The following is an 18723-nucleotide window of genomic DNA, read 5'->3' as shown; positions in this document are numbered from 1 at the left end:
TTCGCGCCTGTGGATCTGGGCCTAGCGGGGCACCATCAGCCCCTCTCCCTCACTTCGGTCGGAGGTCTCGCGGCCTTGTCTTGCGATTTCGGAAAGCGGGAGATCGGCTGCGACAGAGCCGATGTGCACTTTGCCAACCCCGTTCGACACGCGTCCAGCGCCGCAAGAAAAGGCCACGAATTGAACGTGGAACGTGCGCTTGACCACCGCATCTCTGGGCACGGACAATACCATGTTGCCGCTCCCGATCTTCACTCTCCCCGCAGAGAGGATGTCATCCAGCCCTTCGACTTGCGTGGGATCGGCGGGCTCCAGCACCCACCTGTCGACGCCGTCGAAACCGTCTAGGCTGAGGTGGCCGTTGAACATGATCGATTGAGGCGCGTAGCAGAGACCCTCCAACGCGCGGATGTGGAACTTCAACGCGAAGCTGTCGGCCTTTCGGTCGATCCGGATCGTGTGGTCAGCCCCGTTGGAGCACGATGCCCGATCGAAAGCGCCAGGACCGCCGACCCGGACAGGCATCTTCGTAACACCATCTGCATCATGGGCCGGTCACGAGCCAGGAATAGGACGATGCCGATCTGGAGGTGTAACTCCAGCCATACCGCGCGCGCTCAAGCGAGGACTGGAGCGTTCTCTAGGCCTGGTAGCGCCGGATATTCCCTCCATCCAGGATGAGCGGTACGCCGCCGACGCTCCGCCAACGCGCCGTGCCGTAGTGCTGAGTTCGCTTCCGAATATCATCGAGCCCGATCAGAAGGAATGCCGCATGCCGATCGCGACGCTCCGGCCACGAAGCGGTGACTGGTTCTTCACGAACGAGGTGTGGGCGAAGGCCAGCTCGTCGAGGAGGTTGCTGCCGCGCAGGTAGAGCTCGACAGCCTTGGCCTGGCCGAGGTCGAAGCGGTAGCTGAGCGTCGCGTTAAGCATGTCGTAGCCCGGCGTGCGCGTCTCGTATGCAGCGACCTTGTCCTGGGCGAAGGTGCGATAATATTCGACATCTCCGGAGATCGGGCCCGCCACGAGATCGTAGCGGGCGCCGAGACGTCCGGGCGGGATGCGGGGCGGATTGTCGTTCTCGCGCTTGAGCTCGGCGTCGACATAGTCGCCGAACATCGTGATTCGCGAAGACGGGGTGAAGGCGTAGCTCACCTGCCCGTCTATTCCCGCGAAGCGCGCATCGGCGGCCGTATAGATCACGAAGTTGTGCGGAACGCCTGTTGCCGTCTCGGTCTCGATCAGACGCGCGAACACATAATCGCCGATATCCTGATAGAACAGACCAACCTCGAATTCGAGCGGACCACCCTTCTTGCGGAACGTCAGGTTGACCGATTTCGCGGTCTCCAGAACATCTTCGGCAGCGATGCCTTCTTCCTCCAGAACCGGGTTGCCGACCGCGAGTCCGAGTTCGTAGCTGTTGGTTGCCAGATTGTTGCCGCGAGCATAGAGTTCGCGCACGCTGGGCGCGCGCTCGCTATGGGCAAGGGAAATGGCAAGGCCATAACCCTGCCCGATATTCCATGTGGCGCCGAGCGACGCCGAAAAGGGATCGTGCTTCACCGCCGGGTTCCTTGCGCGAAAGGCGGCGACTTCCTCCTCCTCGAGGATCCGTCGCCAATCGGGCCCGTACCATTCGACGAAAAGATCCTGCACTTCGGCTCCGAGGGTGCTCCGGAACGGGGGCACCGTTGCATGGATCTTGCGCCAGTCCTTCCGAACGGCGGCCTCGACATCGACGGGTCCGAAGGAGCGGCGTTCGGTAAGGAATATGCCGACATTCCTGGTGAGATAATCCGGATAGCCGTCCAGGCCATAGGCACCGTCCGGGAACGGCTTGTGAAGGTCGTCGACATTGATGCCGCCGAACCTGCCGTCGCTATATTGCACGCCCAGCGTCCCGGTAAAGCCGAGCAAGGGCTTGTGGGTGAGTTCGAGGCGACCGTCCCAGACCGTGTTGGTGTAGCGGGTGAACAGCAGGTCGCCGTCTATCTCGTCATGCGCATAGTCGGTGTAGGACATGCGCAGGCGCGCATGGGAGAGGCCGGGAAGCGGATCGTCATACTCCGCACGCAGATCGACACGCTCGCTGCGCAATTTGATGAAAGCCGTGTGGCTGTCGGGAGAGCCGAACGGATCCTCGAACCCGCCATGCGCCTGGCAATGCAGGTCGAGGCCGTGCGTGTGACACACGCCGTTGACGTGGCTGTGGCCGGGGAGCCCATATTCGCTTTCCATCCGCGAATAGGCAGCGCCGAGATAGCCCTTGGAGGTGATCCAGGATGCACCGGCCGCATAGCTGGTGCTCTCGGCGAACGAGTCGCGCAGCCTGTCCGAACCATAAGCGTCGGGGATTTCATAATCCTCCGCGCTGCGACGGGCCGCTTCGGCATGGATCGCGAATTGGCCGATCCCCCCGGTTGCGCGACCGACCACCGTCTTTTCCTGGTCACCGGTGCCGTAGCGCACTTCGGTCGCGCCGGTCAGCCCGCCGGGCGGCGCCGCCTTGGGGATCTTGCTATCGATCAGGTTGATCGCGCCGCTGGCCGCATTCCCGCCATAGCGAATGGCGGCGGGCCCGCGCTGGATCTCGACCGAATCGAGCAGCAGCGGATCCGTGGTGATCGCGTGGTCTGGCGAAACCGAAGACACGTCGAACAGGTTCGCGCCATCCGTCAGCACTTCGATGCGAGGCAAGGTTTGACCGCGGATCACGGGACGGGAGGCACCGCCGCCGAAATTGTCGAGATGCACGCCCGGCAGTCCGGCAAGCGTTTCCCCAAGCCCGCCCTGTCGGCGATGGGCGAGGGCGTCCCCGGCCAGCACCTGCACCGGCAAGGCCGGCTCTTCGGTCTCGAGCGACTGTCCGGTGATGACGATGCCGCCGGAGCCCTCCTCCCGTTCAACGGCGGCGGCCTGGCCCCAGGCCGCATTCGGCACGCCAAACATTGCTGCCGCCGTCGCGAGCAGCGCGGCTGAGCTTCGATTTCCACTCACAAGATGCTCCCTTCGGCCGGGCCTTTATGATGTGTTATATCATTAAGTCAATACGCCGAGCGTGATGGCCGGAGCTTCAAGTCGGATCGCTCTGGGATCACGAGAGGTGAGCCTTGTTCCTGGCTCCGCAGCCACGCAAGGCTTGCATCCGCCGTTAAATGATATGCTATATCGTCTCATTATGAAAACCATATCCACGCTCGCCCTCCTCTCGCGACGCATGAGAGCGCGGCTGACCCCGTCTCTGGACGCCTTCACGATTGGCGCCTCAGGGGTTTGTCTCGTCCATTGCTTGGTATTGCCGCTCCTCTTGGCAGCCGCGCCGTCGCTGTCGCGCCTTGTCCGGGTTCCGGAGGAATTTCATGTCCTCGCGTTCGCGCTTGCCGTTCCAGCGAGCGCCTTCGCGCTTTCCGGCGGTTATCGCCGGCACGGCGTTATCCTGCCTGCCTTCGTTGCGTCAGCCGGTCTGCTTCTGATCGGGATCGGTGCGCTGGGCGGCTTGCAGGTGGCCCTGGAAACAGGCGTTTCGGTGGTCGGGAGTGTCCTGCTCGCCATCGGGCATCTCGTGAACTGGCGTCTCCGCAAGCGTTATGCGCAGCTCCGGGCGTGCCGCCGCTCCGCATAACGAACGGCTTGGAGCAGCGCGCGATGGATAAGTCGCCTCTGGCCGAGAGCCTGCCGTCGAACGCCACGTCGTCCTTGCTGGGGGTGGCGACCATGCTGATACAGGTGCCGGGCCCGGGGATCCTGCGCACGACAACGCGAGCGGTGCGCGCCGGGCCAGCGATCCGCCGTAATCCGCGCCGACGAAGCGGAAGGACGTCCAGTTGCGACACCGCGCTATCGGCCATCCGGCGAGGGCGTGGGATTGCGACTGACGCATCACCATTCCGAAGTGCACCAGAGTCTCCCCTCATTGCACGGGCGGAGACAGCCACGCGCGGAGGCCGTTGAAGGGCTGTGGTTCGGATTTCGGCGGCCGCTCCGGCGCGATCGCTTACCGGCCCCGCACCACGACAGCATCACGGAAAGGCACGCGTGCCAGTTCCGTCGCCGAACCGTCGGTGATGACGATATGGCAGTCCAGGCACAATCTGCCTTCGCGAAGCTCCCCGATCATCACGTCCCGGGCACTGGCCACGGCAAGCTGTCTCGCTTCGGCCAGCGAAGCGCATTCCAGTCCCTCGGCATCCTCGACCACGGTGCCGCATTCGTGGAGGTGAAGGAAATAGCGGTTCATGTTCGTCACGCCGTGTCTCCCTTCCCTGATCAGGCGGCCAAATGGAGGTAAGCGGCATCGAAGCCGGCGGCACGGCGGAAACCGTCCCAATCGACGATTTCGAGAGACCGGCCCTTCCTGACGATCAGACCCGCTTCGGCCAGCTCTCGCAGCATCCGATTGACGTGAACGGACGTCAGGCCGGTCGCGTCGCCGATTTCCTCCTGACTGAACGGCAATTGCGTCTGCTCGGCTGTTCCCAGACCCGCCGCGGCCCTTCGCACGATGAACTCGCAGAGCATGTGTGCGATGCGCGTTTTCGCATCCCGGCGACCGACGTTCAAAACCCATTCCCGGAAGATCGACGCGTCGATCAATGCATCCCGCCAGAAAGCGGTCCCGATCGTCGGCCGTTGCGTTGCCAATGCACGCATCGCCGCCATCGGCACCCAGACCAGGGTTGCATCGCTGATCACCTGAACGTTGTGATCGGCGCGTTCCAGGAACAGGTGCTGGATGTCCAATATGTCGCCCGGTATGTGGAAGGAGACGATCTGGCGCCCGCCATTCACCCCCAATTTGCTTCGTGCCGCATAGCCGTCGATGAGGGCGCAGCATTCATGCGGCTTCGATCCTTCGCGGATCAAATAATCGCGTGCCCGGGCGCGACCGACTCGATGCGGCAAAGCAAGGACCGCGGCCTCATCCGCTTCGTCGATCGGTGCCAGTCGCCGCAGCTTCGCGACGAGCTGGCGAAAAGGCGATACATCGCTGATCATGGAGATGTGAGTGTCCATCGCTGTTCGGATCCGAAATGCAGAACCGGCATCGGCGTTCCCGGCGACATGGAAGCCCGCGCTCCTTCATCCACAACCTTGGCCGTGCATCCTCCGCCGGTTCGCCTCGCCGGATGGATGTCGCTCTCCAGCCGCAACCCGGCACGGGCCGCACAGAACGCGGCCGAACGTCCGCTCCCCGCTCCGGTCGGACACCAGTCTCCCTCGGATCATCTTTCCCGGAGTGCGCGTGCGGGGCTACCGGCCCTTTGCGATTCTCGCTCTTTGCAGCGGATCCGCTGCCGCCGACGAGCGTTGAGGTACCGGAACGATCATGGAGACCGAATACCGAATGTCGGAGCAACTCGTTTTCTACCGTGCCCGCGCGGCCGAGGCCAGAGCGGAGGCCGAGGCGGCGACGCTCGTCAACGTGAAGGAAAGAGCGCTTCGTTCGGAAGCCACCTGGAACGAGATGGCACGGCGCGTCCAGGACACCGAGCGTCGGCGCGCCGCTCGTCTTGCAGATGTGTAGAAGCGGCAATTGCTTGGAGCAGAGAGGACCGCGCCGGCGGACGGCCGAACCTGCTAGTTAGAGGCGCCGCGTCGTCGCTATTTGCCCTTTTCATGCTCTCGGGCCGTCGCATCGGAAGAGGCTGCGAGCAAGGTTCGGATCTCGGCGAGAACAATCGGCCAAGCCGTTGTATGCGGGCTCGCGATCTCGAAGTGACCAGCCCCCGGAACAATCCGAATTGCGGCGTCGTCGCCAGCTGCCCGCGCCCGGGCCACATAGGCGGCCGCCGCCTCCCGAGGCATGAAATCCTCGTGTTCGCCCCAGATGAGGCGCTGAGGTATGCCAAGGGGCAGAAGTGCGCCGGCCGAGGATTCGATATACCTGGCCGGCACCTCGGCTTCGGCGCCCCCCAGCATCTGGGTGATCACGGGCGCCCGGCACTCGGCATGGTAATTGGCGATGTTCTCGCGCATGTCGAATGGACCGGCGAGGTTGATCACGCCGGCAACCCTCAGGGGATCGCGGACGGCGATATCGCTCGACTTGGGTAGCCGCGGGCGGGCGCCCGCCCACATGGCAAGGCCTCCGCCGGCGGAGTGGCCGAGTACCACGACGCGGGCGAGATCGAGGGGAAAGCGCGGCGCCAGAGCGTGGAGCCGATCGATAGCGGTGCCGATGTCACGATAGGTACCAGGCCAGCCCGCGCCGGCCTGCCCGAGGCGTCGGTACTCAATGGTCCAGGTGGCAATGCCCTCCGCCTTCAGCACGTCCGCCATCGGCGCGAGGTCACGCAGCGTGGCATAGGAAGCCCTGAAGCAACCTCCGTGAATCAGCACCACCACGGGGTGCGGACCGGCACCGGCCGGTATTCGCAATTCGCCAAACTGATCGGGGTCGGGGCCATAGGCGATGCGGGCATCCGCCGGTTCGAATCCAAGCGACTGAAGATCATTTGGCGTCATCAACGGCTTGAGCGGCCGAGCATCCGCGGCACTGCCGAACAAAAGGGCTGAGGCGGCGGCGAGGGCAATTTGTTTCATACGTGAAATCCTCGTGTCAGGTGCGTTCATGCGGCTCTGCGCGAGCGAAGATGTGCCCGTAAGTCGCCGACCGCTGCCAGCGTGGCAAAAGGCGCCGCGAGCGCGATCAGCGTGTACATGGCGACGCAGAACCAGAAGAGGCCGGGTTCCCGTTCGAGCGCGGCACTGCCGCCACCTCCGCGAGGCACCAGGATCGCGTGGCTGGTCCAGGCGAACCAGAGACCGCGGACGCTGGCGACGCCCAGGGCGATGACGACGCCGATCCAGCCGACGAGCTTCAACATCCGCATGGGAATGCTCCTGTCATAAGGCCCGGCCGCCCTCGGGCGGCCTGCTACCCGGTCAGCAGGGGACGGCTTCGCGTAAGAACCAGGTGGTCTGCGAGCGCATGTTCGTGGCGTCGGTGTTCTGGCCACTGAGCGTTCCGGATCCGCTGATCCGTCCCGTGTAGAAGCCGCGATGCCCGTTCGACCACCGAATGGTGAATTCCACTTCTCGCCCGCGCAACTCGCCGCGCAGAACGCCGCTATTGTTGCCTTCCATGCCCTTCCCGGTGATCTGGCTGGCGACCTGTCTGATCGCCATGCGCGCAACCGCGTTGTTGCCGTGCACGATCATGATCCGCTTCGGAAACTTGCATGGCAGCGACTCCTGCGCGGCGGCAGGCGCAGCAAATGGCAGCGAAGCGGCAATCAGCGCCGCCGTGATAGAAAGAACGCGCATGAGCAATTCCTTTCGAGGTGAGACAATCTGGATCAATCTTGGATACCGTCGAGACGTTCGGAGACCTGCCACTGGTTCTGTGACCCGAGCGTCACGACGTCGTGATTGAGCCCGCTCAGCTTGCCGCGCATGTTGCTTCAGCTGAACATTCGACAAAATTTGCTCCATCCGTTCCGCGCCTTTCCATGTCGTTGCGCACCGGGACGGATGCGCTGCCTGAATGGCACGATGAATTACGATGATCGGGCCATGATGAGGACAAAGGCGGCGTGATGGTTTCGTTGGGGATCTCTGATGGTTTGATGAGGAACGCCGTTCGAGACGTGAATCCGAGCCGGGTTTGCGATAGAAGCGCTGCTGCGAGCCCCGAACAGGGCCGATGCCCCCAAAGCGTCCGCCGGTTCGGGGACAAGCATCGGTTCGGGTTCGCATGGACCTCAGCTGGGTGTGGAGTGGCAGCGTGAGCAAACCCGGTCCGAGCACTGCCGTCGATCTCGCCCACGTCGCGCCATTCAGACTGGGCGGGCTCATCGTTGATCCGTCGACCCGGGAAGTACGCCGGGACGATGGCCAGCGTCAGACGATCGAGCCCCGCATGATGCAGGTCCTGGCGGTGCTGGCGCGGGCAGAGGGCACGGTGGTGAGCCGGGACGATCTGGTGGACCAATGTTGGGAAGGCCGAGTGGTGGGGGATAGTGCGGTCAACCGCATCATCCTGCTGCTCCGGCGTCTCGGAACGGATATCGGAGAGGGTGCATTCCACATCGATACGGTCGCACGAGTCGGGTACCGCCTGGTCGGCGCCGGTGGACGCCCAGCGCCGTCGGCCGATGCCATCCTCGCGCCGCAGCCGGCGCCTTCCGACGAATCGCCGACGGCCGGCGCTTCGGCTGCCCGGTTCACGCGCCGGCACATGCTGGCAGGCGGATTGACGGTGCTGGCCGCGGGTGGCGGAGCCTATACGCTGTGGCGCACGCGCGGCAATCCGGTCACACAGCCTGTCTCACAGGAGGCTCAAGCGCTGATCGATCAGGCGAGAGTGATCGGCCAGCAAGCCACGGCCGAGGGAACGAACCAGGCGATCGGCATGCTGCGCCGTGCGGTGCAGCTCGCCCCCGGCAGCGCCGAGGCCTGGGGATCGCTGGCACACAATTACGCCATCGCGTCCCAGCATTGGTCTCCGGCGATGGAAACACAGATGCGCGTCCGCGCGGAGGGTGCGATCGAACGCGCCCGACAGATCGATCCGGGTAACAGCTCAGCGGTCGCCGCCGAAGCGATGCTCCTGCCCAGGATGGGCGCCGAGCTGCGGACCGAGCAGGTGCTTCGAAAGGGGCTTGCCGCCAATCCCGGCAGCCCGGTGCTCCTCCTCAACCTCGCCTGGACGATGCTGAATGTCGGCCGATGCAAAGAGGCCGCCGATCTGATCATGCTGGCATCGTCCGACGGGCGGCCTTCCCCGAACCGGCTGTACGCCCAGGTGGTCATGCTCTGGGCTGCCGGACGGCTGGAGGAGGCGGAGCAGGCGATGAAATCCGCTTTCGAGCTGTTCTCCAGCCATTATGCGGTGTGGTTCACGCGCCTTTACTTGTTCATGTACACGGGTCGGAGCGCCGAGGCACTGGCGCAGAACGCGAATGAGGAGGGCCGGCCGAACGGCGTCACACCGGACAACTTCACGATGCTGGAGGTGACGGCGCGGGCGTTCCAATCCCGCAGCCCCGGACAGATCGTGGAAGCGATTCAGGTCAATCATGCTCTCGCAAAGACCGGAACAGGCTATTGCGAGAATTCCATCCAGTTCGCAGCCGCCCTCGGGCAAGTGGATGAGGCGTTCAAGCTCGCCCACGCTTATTATTTCGGCCGCGGCTTCCAGGTCGCCGATGTGCGTTTCGCTGGGGATCACCGGGTCTTTTCACAACGCAAGAACCGAAGGCTGCACATCCTGTTTCTGCCCTCCACCGAAGCGATGCGCCGAGACCTGCGGTTCGAGAGGTTGGTTCAGGAGCTGCCGCTCGGGCGCTACTGGCGCCAGAGTGGATCGGTGCCGGATTACCGCCGGGGCTGATTTCCCGGTGGACGGGTCAGGCCCGAGCGTCGGAACACAAGCGAATAAGGTTCAGCGTCGCTCCGTCTCTGCCGATGCGCGTGACTTCGACCCGCTTGCCCAGGCTCGGGCCGAGCCTCGCCGACCATGCGATCCGTGCCGTCGGCTGGAGCCTGAGTGGGCGGCCGAATCGTTTCAGAACGGTTCGGAACCTGCAGAGCTGATGCTCCAACGCTCGAGCTGCCATCGGCCAGTGAGTGTTGCCGATTTGCACGGGTCGGGTGCGAACCGCACACTTTCTTCGTGAAGCCGGTTGCGCAGTCGAGACCAGATGTTATCTCATCGCCCGATGTCGCGCCTTTTGGCCCTCCTCCTCCTGTTTTCGCTCGCCGTGACCAACAGCGCGGCGATCGCCAGCGTTGTTTGCTCCCACGCCGACGCACAGGCGCATGCTGCCGCACGCGGGAGCGAGGACGTGGCGATCGCGCAAGCGGCGCTGTCCGAAGAGACGTCCGCCAAGTCGATATCGAAGAAGGGTTCGCTCGCGGACGCCGCCGCCGTGTCGCTCGCGGCCTATGCGCTTCCGCCCGAGACGTTCCAGCTGAGCGCGCATCGGCCGCAAATGCTGCGCGGCGTGCCTGCGGAGTCCGCCATCCTCCACGGCAGGACGCTTGCGCCGCTCGCGGAGCCGCCGCTCGGCTGACCCCGGCGTGCCGTCCGGCGCGCCATGCCTGTCCCCGCGCGCGCAATCCGAGACGCTTCGGAGGGCCGTGCGGCACGGCGACCCACCCCCTCTTCGCACATCATGGCGCCTTGCTGCGCCAATTCGCTGCCCAGCGGCAGCCAGCCAATCGGATATAGCCATGCTTCGCCTCACCCTCCTCGCCGGTACCGCCGCCGCGCTCGTTTCTCAGCCCGCTTTCGCCCAGACCAGCAACCTCGCGCCGGTCGCCGCTCCCGCGCAATCGTCGCCGGGCAGCGAGCAGCACGAGGAATCGCAGGAGATCATCGTCACCGGCAATTACGTCCGCGAACTCAGCCTGCTTTCGGGCGCCTCGGTGCTGACCGGGACCGAGCTGCTGCGCGACGTGCGGCCGCAGCTTGGCGACACCTTGGCGCGCCAGGCGGGCGTCTCCTCCACCTCGTTCAGCCCGGGTGCCTCGCGGCCCGTCCTGCGCGGGTTCCAGGGCGAGCGGATTCGGGTGCTCACCGACGGCATCGGATCGATCGACGTGTCCAACACGTCCGCGGACCACGCCGTCACCATCGATCCGCTCACCGCCGAGCGGATCGAGGTGCTGCACGGCCCCGCCGTATTGCTGTTCGGCAGCCAGGCGATCGGCGGCGCGGTCAACGTTCTCGACCGCAGGATACCGCGCGCTCTCCCGGAAAACGGCGCCCATGTCGACGTGATCGGCGCCTACGGCTCGGCCGCTGATGAGCGCAGCATCGGCGCCGGCGCCGACGTCGCCGTTGGAGAAGGCCTCGTCCTCCACCTCGACGGCACCTGGCGCAAGACCGATGATCTTCGCGCCGGCGGCTACGTGCTCTCCCCCGCGCTCCGCGCCGAGCAGCTGGAGATCGCCGCGGAGGAGGCCGAGGAAGGCCATCTCGACGAGGCTGCCGAAGCCACCGAGAATGCCAATCGCCGTGGCAGGATCCCCAACAGCGGTACCGAGCAGAAGACGCTCGCCGGCGGCTTCGCCCTCATCCGCGACGGCGGCAGCCTCGGCGTATCGGTCAGTTGGTTCGACAGCGATTACGGCGTTCCGACCGCGCCGGGTGCCGGCCACCATCATCACGAGGGTGAAGAAGGCGAAGAGGCCGAGGAAGCGGAGCATGGCGAGGAAGCCGTCACCATCGGCCTGGAGCAGGTGCGTGCCGATCTGCGGGCGCAGGTCAATGTCGGCGGGTCCTTCCTCGATCAGATCCGCGTCCGTCTCGGCGCGGCCGACTACAAGCACACCGAGTTCGAAGGGGACGAGGTCGGCACCGTCTTCAAGACGCAAGGCATGGAAGGGCGTTTCGAGCTCGTCCAGGCCGATCGCAACGGCTGGCGCGGCGCCAGCGGCGCCCAGTTCTTCCAGCGCGACTTCGAAGCGATCGGTGCCGAGGCGTTCGTTCCCGCCAACGAGACCAGCCAGTTCGGCCTGTTCACGCTCCAGGAGTTCAAGCTCGGCGGGATCGAGCTCGAGGCCGCCGGCCGCTACGAGCACACCAAGGTGCGCTCGAACGTGGTCGACGTCGATCGCAGTTTCGATGCCTTCTCCGCGGCTTTCGGTGCGGCCTACGCGCCCAGCGAGGCATTCCGCTTCGGCGTGAACCTGTCGCGGGCGGAGCGCGCGCCCGCCGCCGAGGAATTGCTGTCCAACGGTCCGCACGTCGCCACCCAGGCGTTCGAGATCGGCGATCCGACGCTCGCCAAGGAGAAGAGCTGGGGGCTGGAAGCCTATGTGCGGGCACAGGCCGGCCCGGTGCGCCTGCGCGCCAGCGTCTATGCCAATTGGTTCGACGACTACATCTTCCAGGCGGCAACCGGCGAGGAACAGGACGAGCTTCCGGTCTTCCAATATTTTCAGCGGGACGCGCGCTATTTCGGCTTCGAAGCGGAGGCTTCGGCGGACCTGTTCAAGGCGGGCGATTTCACCATCCGCGCCGACGCCGTCGCCGATTATGTCCGCGCGACCGTCGACGCCGGCGGACCGGTCCCGCGCATCCCGCCGCTGCGCCTGCTCGGCGGGCTCGAGGCCGGATCGGACACGCTGACCGCGCGTGCCGAGGTCGAGTGGGTGGACGACCAGGACCGGGTGGCGGCGCTCGAGACGCCCACGGACGGGTTCACCCTGGTCAACGCCTCCCTCGCATGGCGGCCGTGGAGCGCCCGCGAGACGACCCTCATCCTCTCCGCCAACAACATCTTCGACGTCGATGCACGCCGCCATGCCTCCTTCACCAAGGAGTTCGTGCCGCTCGCCGGTCGCGACATCCGGGTCAGCGCGCGCGTGAGCTTCTGAGCGCGGAGATGCGCCGTGCCGATCGCAAGCCCCTCGATCCTGCGAAGCCCCCGCGACCATCTCCGCCCGCCGGGGACTGAGCACGACGCTTCGCGCAGGTCCTCAGCCAGGGAGTCGTCGGGTTGCCCTGGCGAGGCGTCCCTGGTGAGTGGCATGGGCCTTACTCTCGCCGTGCTGCTTGCCGCCTGCGCGCTCGGCCTCCCCGTGCCGGCGGAGGCCCGGCCGCGTGAGCATGGGCCGCTGCACCGGGCGGTCGAATCCGGTGCCCTGATCCCGCTTTCCGCCATCGAACAGAAGCTCCTCCCGAAGATGCGGGGAAGCCAGTATCTCGGCCCCGAGTTCGACGAGGAGGCGGCCATCTACCGGCTCAAGTTCATCCGCAACGGGCAAGTCATCTGGATCGACGTCGACGCGCGCTCGGGGCGAGTCGTGAGCCGAACCGGGCCGTGACCCCGCAAGCCCGCGAGCCGCGAGCCTGTTCTCCTTCCCGTGTGAAGGAAGGCTGCGGTCGCCCGCGGCGGCTGCCTGGCCGCTTGCCGACGAGCGCGCCTGTAAGGCCGCCTATTGCCATCCGATCCGGCACGGCCTGATGCCGGGCCGCAGCGGCAGTTGGGCGACGCTCCTCAGGAGGCGCGAGCCGTGCGCCGGTCGCTCCGCGGCCCGCGCAGAGTAGGAGGGCCGAGCCGATGCGCCGCCTTGTGATCCTGGTGCTGATGCTGGCGCTCGCGCTTGCCAACGGCCCCGCCATGGCCGCCGCCATGTGCGCGCACGCCGATGTCGACGCGCATGTCAGCGCGCGCGAAGGAGGCGACGGCATGGCTGCCCGCGCCGCGCTTGCGGAGGAAGTCGCGGGCAAGAGCGTCTCGCGCCATGAAGCGACGCCGGACAGCGCCGCCGCTGCGCTGGCCGGGTGTATCCTCCCGCGTGCGCCGGAAGCGCCCTTCCGTCTGTTCTGCGCAACGGCGCCCCCGGCCCCGATGGGTGTCGCGATCCTCGCCGGGCGGTCCGAACCCCCGCTGCTCAAGCCACCGCCTCTTGCCTGACCGGGTGCCGCTCGGCACGCCGTCAGGTCCTTGCGAGATCGAGCTCTGACGCGCTCGACCTCGATCTCCCTCGGGCTGCCCTGCTGAAACCGCCGCGCGGCGCGTCACCGGACGCTTGCCGCCGCGTGCGACCCGCAAAGGATACCAGCTCATGCTCCACGACCATCACGCCCCGCACGCGTCCCAGAGTCATGCGCAGGAGGCCCAAACCACCATCCCGTCCAGGCCTCTGCACGCTTCCGACATCGACGAAGCGCTACGAACGCCGATCCGGGCCCTGCCCTTCGAGGCCTATCTGTCTCAAGGCGAAGCGGCCGGGCTGCGCTGGAGCCTCCACCGGCAGGACGTGCTTCGTGTCCTCTGGGATTCGGACCGGCCCATCGGGGCCTATGAGATCGCGCAGAGTCTCGGCGCCGATGGGGTCCCGAAGCACCCGACGATCATCTATCGATGCCTGCGCGCGCTGGAGGATGCGCGGCTCGTCATCCCGGTGATCAGCTGGAAGCGCTTCGTGATCTCGCCCGATCCCGCGGCGGCGTGCTGGGGCTTGCTGCTCTGCAAGCACTGCCGCCGCCATCTCGCCGTCGACCTTACGGCGCAGCAAGCGCGGCTGAACACGAGACTTGCCGGCCGCGGCTTTCAGCCCCGCGCCGTCTCGGTCGAAGCCGAAGGCCTCTGCAACGCCTGCCAGGTCCACTGACGCTCCGCTAGGCGCGCAACCGCGGCCTGGAGACCGACCTGCACTCAACTGTTTTTTTAGCTGTGTCCGGAGCCCGCCCGACGAGCAGGGTGCGTCCCGAAGAGCGGCGTCCTCATCTCAGCCGGCGGCAGGCGTTGGAGACCAGCAATGCCGTGGCAGTTTCGGGCGCCGAGTGGGTCTCGTGCCACCCTCCACCGCCCTTCGGACGGTTCCCCTCCCCGTTCCCGGGGAGGATCCTTTGGTCGCCTGTTGTGTGCTGTCGTGGGGCTGAGCGCGTCAGGCCCTGATGAGATCCGCCCCGGAACGGGGAGAGGGACCGCCGCCGCAGGCGGTGGTGGAGGGGGCTCGGAGACCCGCAAGGGCGACGCATTTCAGGCGCCGAGTGGTCTCCGGCCTTTCACTGCGGAGCTGGCGAAACCTGGTCCCCCGCCTCGAACTCGCTCGGGGAGAAATTAGAGACGCCGGCCGCGTGCCGCGTCGAGGCTGAGCGCGCCCGGCCCGGCCATGCTCAGGAACAGGAAGATGAAGCAGAACAGGATGGCGGGTTCGCCGCCGTTGAGGATCGGATAGAAGCTGCGCGGCGCGTGGGCCATGAAGTAAGCGACCGCCATCATGCCGGAGAGCAGGAAGGCGACCGGCCGCGTGAACAGGCCGACGAGCAGCAGCAGGCCCCCGACCAGCTCGAGCGTCGCGGCAAAGCCCATGAACGAGAAGAGCTGGACGGTGCCGCGCTCGGACGGTTCGGGGAAGCCGAAGAATTTCTGCACCCCGTGGGTGAGGAAGAGCAAGGCCGCCATCATTCGCAGCGCCGCCTGCCCGTAAGGAGACCATCCCGCCAGCCGATCGATCATCGTCACCCTCCCGTTTCGCCGAGCACCGCCAGTACCGCCAGTACCGCCAGCGGTGTCACGGCAGCCGCCACCCACGCACCGTAAGCGATCTTGAGCGGAAGGACGATGGCCATCGCAAGCGCCTCCTCACCGCGCACCCAACGCAGCGCGATTGCGGGACCGGCGAAGACGGGCAAGGCCGCTGGCGCGAACAGGAGGACCAGCAGGTCTTGGGGCAGCCACGGCAGGAACGATCTTCGCGCGGCGACAGCGCCGCGCCGGCGGCGCCAGCGGTGAATGCCGATCGCACCAGCGTGACCATGCCCACCTCCGGCAGTGGCTCACGGCTCCCGCTACCCCCGCGCGCGGCCAACTCCTGCAGAAGCCGAGCGATCGTCCGCCGCCCACGGCCGATCCGCCGCCTTTTGGCATGTTGAACCACTGTCTCGGCGCCACTGACGATATCTTGCTACCTTCGGCGGCGGACGGGATTGATTTCGAAGGGGAATCCGGCATCATCACCAATGATGTCCCAATGGCGACTCCGGCAGCCGACGCGCTCCCGCACGTACGGCCCATCGTCCAGATCAACGGCTGGTCGCTGCGCGCGATCGCGCCCATTGAAATGAAGACCGGCTTCGGATGGATCGGCGCCAAAGCGGCGTGCAGCATCGCTCCGATTGTCGTGACACCCGACGAAGTTGGGGCACGCCTGGCTGGGCGGGCGGATCGACGGCCGGCTCGACGTGGCACTGAACGGCGCGCGCTTCGGCGCGGTGCCGTCGCGGGACATGCAATCCGGATTTCACGAGCGCATCGCCCATTCCGCGCGCACCCGCGCAGCCTGTGCGCCGGCACGATCATCGGCTCGGGGACGGTGTCGTCGCCGGCTTATGCCGAGACCGGATCCTGCGGCCTCGCCGAGCGCCGCGCGATCGAGGCTATCGAGCGCGGCGCGCCGCAAACGCCGTTCCTGCGCTTCGGCGACCGGGTGCGGATGGAGGCGGTGATCGGCGAGACGCGGCCGTTCGGCACGATCGACCAGCGGGTGGTCGCCAGCGGATGAGTTGAACGAGGGACGACAACAAGCCGCCGGAGAGCGGGAACGAGGAGAGGAAAATGGGTATCATTGTGTTGCTGATCGCGTTCGGCATGGGCTGGCTCGCCGACAGCTGGCGCACCGGGCTTGCCGTGATGGTGCCGATCGCCGCCGGGCTTACGCTCCTGTGCTTCCTCACCACCAACAATCCCTCCTTCACCGAGGTCGAACGCAGCCTCAGCCTGTCATTGCTCAGCATCGCCGGAAATTTCGCGGTGAAACTGGCGTCGCTGTGGATCGCCTATTCTGCCGGCCACGCCGGCCACTTGGCCGTCGCGAACGCGGCGCGGTGGCGGGTTCATCATGGCGGGCAGCGCGAGGCAGGGCCGAAAGGCTGACGCTGCGGAACCGCGCCGGCCGTGTCACCGGGTATCCGGTCAGGACGGGTGGTGGCCCTTCTTGCGCTCTCCTGCCGGAACGCGGCCCATCCCATTTGACAAGTGTATGGCCAGGATAATACGCCGCCCTAAACAACGCCAAAGGGGGGCAGGATGCGAAATCTGTGGCTGGTCGCCGGGGGCGTGATGAGCGGGTGCGCGTCGTTGCTGCATGTCGGCGTGATCCTGGGAGGCCCCGACTGGTACCGCTTCTTCGGCGCAGGCGAAGAACTGGCGCAGGCGGCCGAGCGCGGCTCGCCGATGCCGGCCCTTGTGACGACGGCGATCGCGCTCATTCTGGCGATCTGGGCGGCTTATGCCTTCTCCGGCGCAGGCCTGCTGCGCCGCCTGCCGCTGATGCGCACCGCTCTGGTTGTAATCACCGGAATCTATTTGCTTCGCGGATTGGCGCTCGTCCCCTGGCTCGCCTTCAGGCCGGAGTTCGTCAATGCCTTCGCGGTGGTGAGCTCGCTGATCGTGCTGGCGTACGGCATCACCTACGCCGTCGGCACCTCGCGCGCCTGGCCGAGCCTGCGCGCGCCGCACGGCGTGCAAAGAAGGTAACGGGCGCGGTCGAGGGCATCTGGCGATGTCCTGGCAAGCCGCGCCGCGCACGCCCGTCAGAACAGCAATCCGGCCGCATCGTCTTTGAGGATCGGACCTCGCAGCTCGGGCTTGAAGCCGGCTTCGTCGACGCGAAGGCGAGCATGACGCCGCTGTTGGCCCGCGCGGAGTCGGCGATCTCCTCGTTCGCCATGCGGGATGCCCGTGCCGGCTTCGCAAGCGACGGTGAACATGACGAAGCCGATCTTGCGGGCGCTATAATGGTCGGTCGTCTTCTGGATGGCCGGCCGTTCGCCGTCGGTCTTGAAATAGACGGAGGCGGCCGCATCGGATTTGGCCTGGGCCGGATCGTGGGGCTGGCGGCACGAGCGTTCGGCATGGACGTGGACACCGACGCGATCAGATCGCCGACATTCATGCCGCCCCCTTCCGCGGGCCGCCCTATGCCGCCGGCGCCCGGCTGGGCAGCGCCAGAATCGCGATCGCGGCGATGCCGGCACCCGCGGCCATTGCGACCGCAACCCCCTGCAACCCGAAGCCGGATTCGAACAGCAGGCCGGCGATGATCGGCGAGATCGCCGCGCCGCCGCGGCCGACCCCGATCGCGAAGCCGGTTCCGGTCGCGCGGACATGGGTCGGGAAAGCTTCGGCGAACACCGCATAGAGCCCGACGACTCCGGCATTGGTGAAGAAGCCGGCGATCCCCACGACCAGCGACAATTGGGTGAGATCGCTCTGGCCTCTGCCGAACCAGCTGACCATCGCCACCGACCCAACGAGGGCGACGACGATCAGCGGCCGCAACGGCAGGCGCCGCGCGAACAGGCCGAGCAGGGCGCCGCCGGTCGCGCCGCCGAGATTGGCCCAGACCAGCACGCCCGCCGCCGCCGAGGGTGCGAAGCCCATGTCGACGACGATCTTGGGCACCCATTTCAGGATGAAGTAGAAGGTCGCGATGTGGGTGAAATACGCAAGCGTGACCAGCAGTGTCGTGGCGAGCAGGGCCGGGCGGAAGATATCGGCGATCGAGCCGCCGTGCCGCGCCGCGGAAACGGGCGGCAGCACCGCCACCGTCGCATGGCCCATCCGCGCCAGCAGCCGGTTGACCTTGTCGAGCGCGCCGGGACCCTGTTTCTGGCACAGGAAGGGCAGGGTTTCGGGCAACAGGAACCAGACGATCGGAATGAAGAGCAGGGTGACGCTGCCGCCGAAATAGAAGACCGAGCGCCAGTCGCTGCCCTTCAGCAATTGTGCCGCGACCATGCCGCCGAGCACCGCGCCGATCGGATAACCGATCGCCATCAGTGCGACGCAGAAGTTGCGGCTGCGGGCATTCGCATATTCGGCGACCGTTGCATTGGTCGCGGCGAGCATGCCGCCGATTCCAAGCCCGGTGAACACCCGCCAGGCGGAGAGGGTGGTGATGCTGGTGGTGGTCGTCACCATGAACATGCCGAGCGCCATGACACACAGGCAGAGCAGGATCATCGGGCGCCGGCCGATCCGATCGGTGACCCCGCCGAGGATGATCGAGCCGACCGCCATCCCGATCAGCTCCATCGACAACACCACGCCCAAAGCGGCACGGTCGATCCCCCATTCGGAGGCGATACCGGGCGACGCGAAGCTGATCGCGAGCACGTCGAAGCCATCGAGTGCATTCAACGCGATGGTAATGACGACGGCGACGATCTGCGCGCGGCTCATCGGCGATTCCGCCAGCACAGTCCGCGGATCCCGGTCCATTCTCACTCTCCTTCTCGCACGGACGCGCGTGAGC

At 66.3% G+C, this 18723-nt stretch carries 20 protein-coding genes; 11 read left to right on the top strand and 9 right to left on the bottom strand.

Annotated elements, in window-relative coordinates; genetic code table 11:
- Positions 1-21 precede the first annotated feature (21 nt).
- Together C7I55_RS07310 and C7I55_RS07305 are read right to left on the bottom strand one after the other, a co-directional pair.
- Positions 22-423 (bottom strand): hypothetical protein, encoded by a 402-nt coding sequence (locus C7I55_RS07310; RefSeq protein WP_146150949.1) that lies wholly within the window; start codon positions 421-423, stop codon positions 22-24.
- Positions 424-756: 333 nt separating this feature from the next.
- Entirely contained in the window at positions 757-2952 is a 2196-nt protein-coding gene (locus tag C7I55_RS07305; RefSeq protein ID WP_106512482.1) for a TonB-dependent receptor domain-containing protein, read from the bottom strand.
- A 154-nt stretch (positions 2953-3106) separates the two neighbouring features.
- Between C7I55_RS07305 and C7I55_RS07300 the strand changes: the two genes are divergently transcribed.
- A complete protein-coding gene (locus C7I55_RS07300; RefSeq protein WP_233222095.1) occupies positions 3107-3625 on the top strand; it encodes a MerC domain-containing protein in 519 nt (172 codons plus the stop codon).
- 372 nt (positions 3626-3997) lie between these two features.
- Here the strand turns inward: C7I55_RS07300 and C7I55_RS07295 are convergent, their stop codons facing one another.
- Together C7I55_RS07295 and C7I55_RS07290 are read right to left on the bottom strand one after the other, a co-directional pair.
- On the bottom strand, positions 3998-4240 hold the full coding sequence (locus C7I55_RS07295; RefSeq protein ID WP_408640592.1) for a DUF6894 family protein: 243 nt from the start codon (positions 4238-4240) through the stop codon (positions 3998-4000).
- Positions 4241-4269: 29 nt separating this feature from the next.
- Entirely contained in the window at positions 4270-4998 is a 729-nt protein-coding gene (locus tag C7I55_RS07290) for a Crp/Fnr family transcriptional regulator (protein ID WP_106512480.1), read from the bottom strand.
- Positions 4999-5329: 331 nt separating this feature from the next.
- Between C7I55_RS07290 and C7I55_RS07285 the strand changes: the two genes are divergently transcribed.
- Positions 5330-5527 carry a hypothetical protein gene (locus tag C7I55_RS07285; protein WP_233222094.1) on the top strand — a complete coding sequence of 66 codons (198 nt, stop codon included), beginning with the start codon at positions 5330-5332 and terminating at the stop codon, positions 5525-5527.
- Between the two features lie 77 nt (positions 5528-5604).
- Here C7I55_RS07285 and C7I55_RS07280 read toward each other — a convergent pair whose 3' ends face one another.
- The 3 genes from C7I55_RS07280 to C7I55_RS07270 are packed head-to-tail and all read right to left on the bottom strand — an operon-like array spanning position 5605 to position 7305.
- The gene (locus C7I55_RS07280) at positions 5605-6576 is read right to left on the bottom strand and encodes an alpha/beta hydrolase (protein ID WP_199192750.1); all 972 of its coding nucleotides are present in this window, start codon (positions 6574-6576) and stop codon (positions 5605-5607) included.
- On the bottom strand, positions 6573-6836 hold the full coding sequence (locus tag C7I55_RS07275; protein WP_106512210.1) for a hypothetical protein: 264 nt from the start codon (positions 6834-6836) through the stop codon (positions 6573-6575). Before C7I55_RS07275 ends, C7I55_RS07280 begins: the two co-directional genes overlap by 4 nt.
- Before the next feature lie 52 nt (positions 6837-6888).
- The gene (locus C7I55_RS07270) at positions 6889-7305 is read right to left on the bottom strand and encodes a hypothetical protein (protein WP_146150948.1); all 417 of its coding nucleotides are present in this window, start codon (positions 7303-7305) and stop codon (positions 6889-6891) included.
- 424 nt (positions 7306-7729) lie between these two features.
- On the opposite strand from C7I55_RS07270, the gene C7I55_RS07265 reads away from it, so the two are divergent.
- The 6 genes from C7I55_RS07265 (at position 7730) to C7I55_RS07240 (ending at position 14073) form a co-directional block, all read left to right on the top strand.
- Complete coding sequence (locus C7I55_RS07265; RefSeq protein WP_158266315.1) at positions 7730-9337, top strand: winged helix-turn-helix domain-containing protein; 1608 nt, start codon at positions 7730-7732, stop codon at positions 9335-9337.
- A gap of 328 nt (positions 9338-9665) precedes the next feature.
- Positions 9666-10019, top strand: a complete 354-nt coding sequence (locus C7I55_RS07260; RefSeq protein WP_106512207.1) for a hypothetical protein — start codon at positions 9666-9668, stop codon at positions 10017-10019.
- 160 nt (positions 10020-10179) lie between these two features.
- Positions 10180-12330: a TonB-dependent receptor gene (locus C7I55_RS07255; RefSeq protein WP_106512206.1), complete on the top strand. Its 2151-nt coding sequence runs from the start codon at positions 10180-10182 to the stop codon at positions 12328-12330.
- A 153-nt stretch (positions 12331-12483) separates the two neighbouring features.
- Entirely contained in the window at positions 12484-12780 is a 297-nt protein-coding gene (locus tag C7I55_RS07250) for a thioredoxin domain-containing protein (RefSeq protein ID WP_106512205.1), read from the top strand.
- A 236-nt stretch (positions 12781-13016) separates the two neighbouring features.
- The gene (locus C7I55_RS07245; RefSeq protein ID WP_106512204.1) at positions 13017-13373 is read left to right on the top strand and encodes a hypothetical protein; all 357 of its coding nucleotides are present in this window, start codon (positions 13017-13019) and stop codon (positions 13371-13373) included.
- 151 nt (positions 13374-13524) lie between these two features.
- Positions 13525-14073: a Fur family transcriptional regulator gene (locus C7I55_RS07240; protein ID WP_106512203.1), complete on the top strand. Its 549-nt coding sequence runs from the start codon at positions 13525-13527 to the stop codon at positions 14071-14073.
- Positions 14074-14525: 452 nt separating this feature from the next.
- Here the strand turns inward: C7I55_RS07240 and C7I55_RS07235 are convergent, their stop codons facing one another.
- Positions 14526-14924, bottom strand: coding sequence for a DoxX family protein (locus C7I55_RS07235; RefSeq protein WP_106512202.1), 399 nt, complete (start codon positions 14922-14924; stop codon positions 14526-14528).
- Between the two features lie 409 nt (positions 14925-15333).
- Between C7I55_RS07235 and C7I55_RS07230 the strand changes: the two genes are divergently transcribed.
- The 3 genes from C7I55_RS07230 (at position 15334) to C7I55_RS07220 (ending at position 16943) form a co-directional block, all read left to right on the top strand.
- Complete coding sequence (locus C7I55_RS07230) at positions 15334-15969, top strand: fumarylacetoacetate hydrolase family protein (protein ID WP_106512201.1); 636 nt, start codon at positions 15334-15336, stop codon at positions 15967-15969.
- Positions 15970-16022: 53 nt separating this feature from the next.
- Positions 16023-16340: a hypothetical protein gene (locus C7I55_RS07225; RefSeq protein WP_106512200.1), complete on the top strand. Its 318-nt coding sequence runs from the start codon at positions 16023-16025 to the stop codon at positions 16338-16340.
- 153 nt (positions 16341-16493) lie between these two features.
- A complete protein-coding gene (locus C7I55_RS07220; protein ID WP_106512199.1) occupies positions 16494-16943 on the top strand; it encodes a hypothetical protein in 450 nt (149 codons plus the stop codon).
- Between the two features lie 441 nt (positions 16944-17384).
- Here C7I55_RS07220 and C7I55_RS07210 read toward each other — a convergent pair whose 3' ends face one another.
- Entirely contained in the window at positions 17385-18689 is a 1305-nt protein-coding gene (locus C7I55_RS07210) for an MFS transporter (protein WP_106512197.1), read from the bottom strand.
- Between the last annotated feature and the right edge of the window lie 34 nt (positions 18690-18723).

It is taken from the genome of Allosphingosinicella deserti (assembly GCF_003012735.1).
Classification (GTDB): domain Bacteria; phylum Pseudomonadota; class Alphaproteobacteria; order Sphingomonadales; family Sphingomonadaceae; genus Allosphingosinicella; species Allosphingosinicella deserti.
Note: the sequence above shows the minus strand (reverse complement) of the source record. Positions and strands in the feature narration are given on the sequence as shown.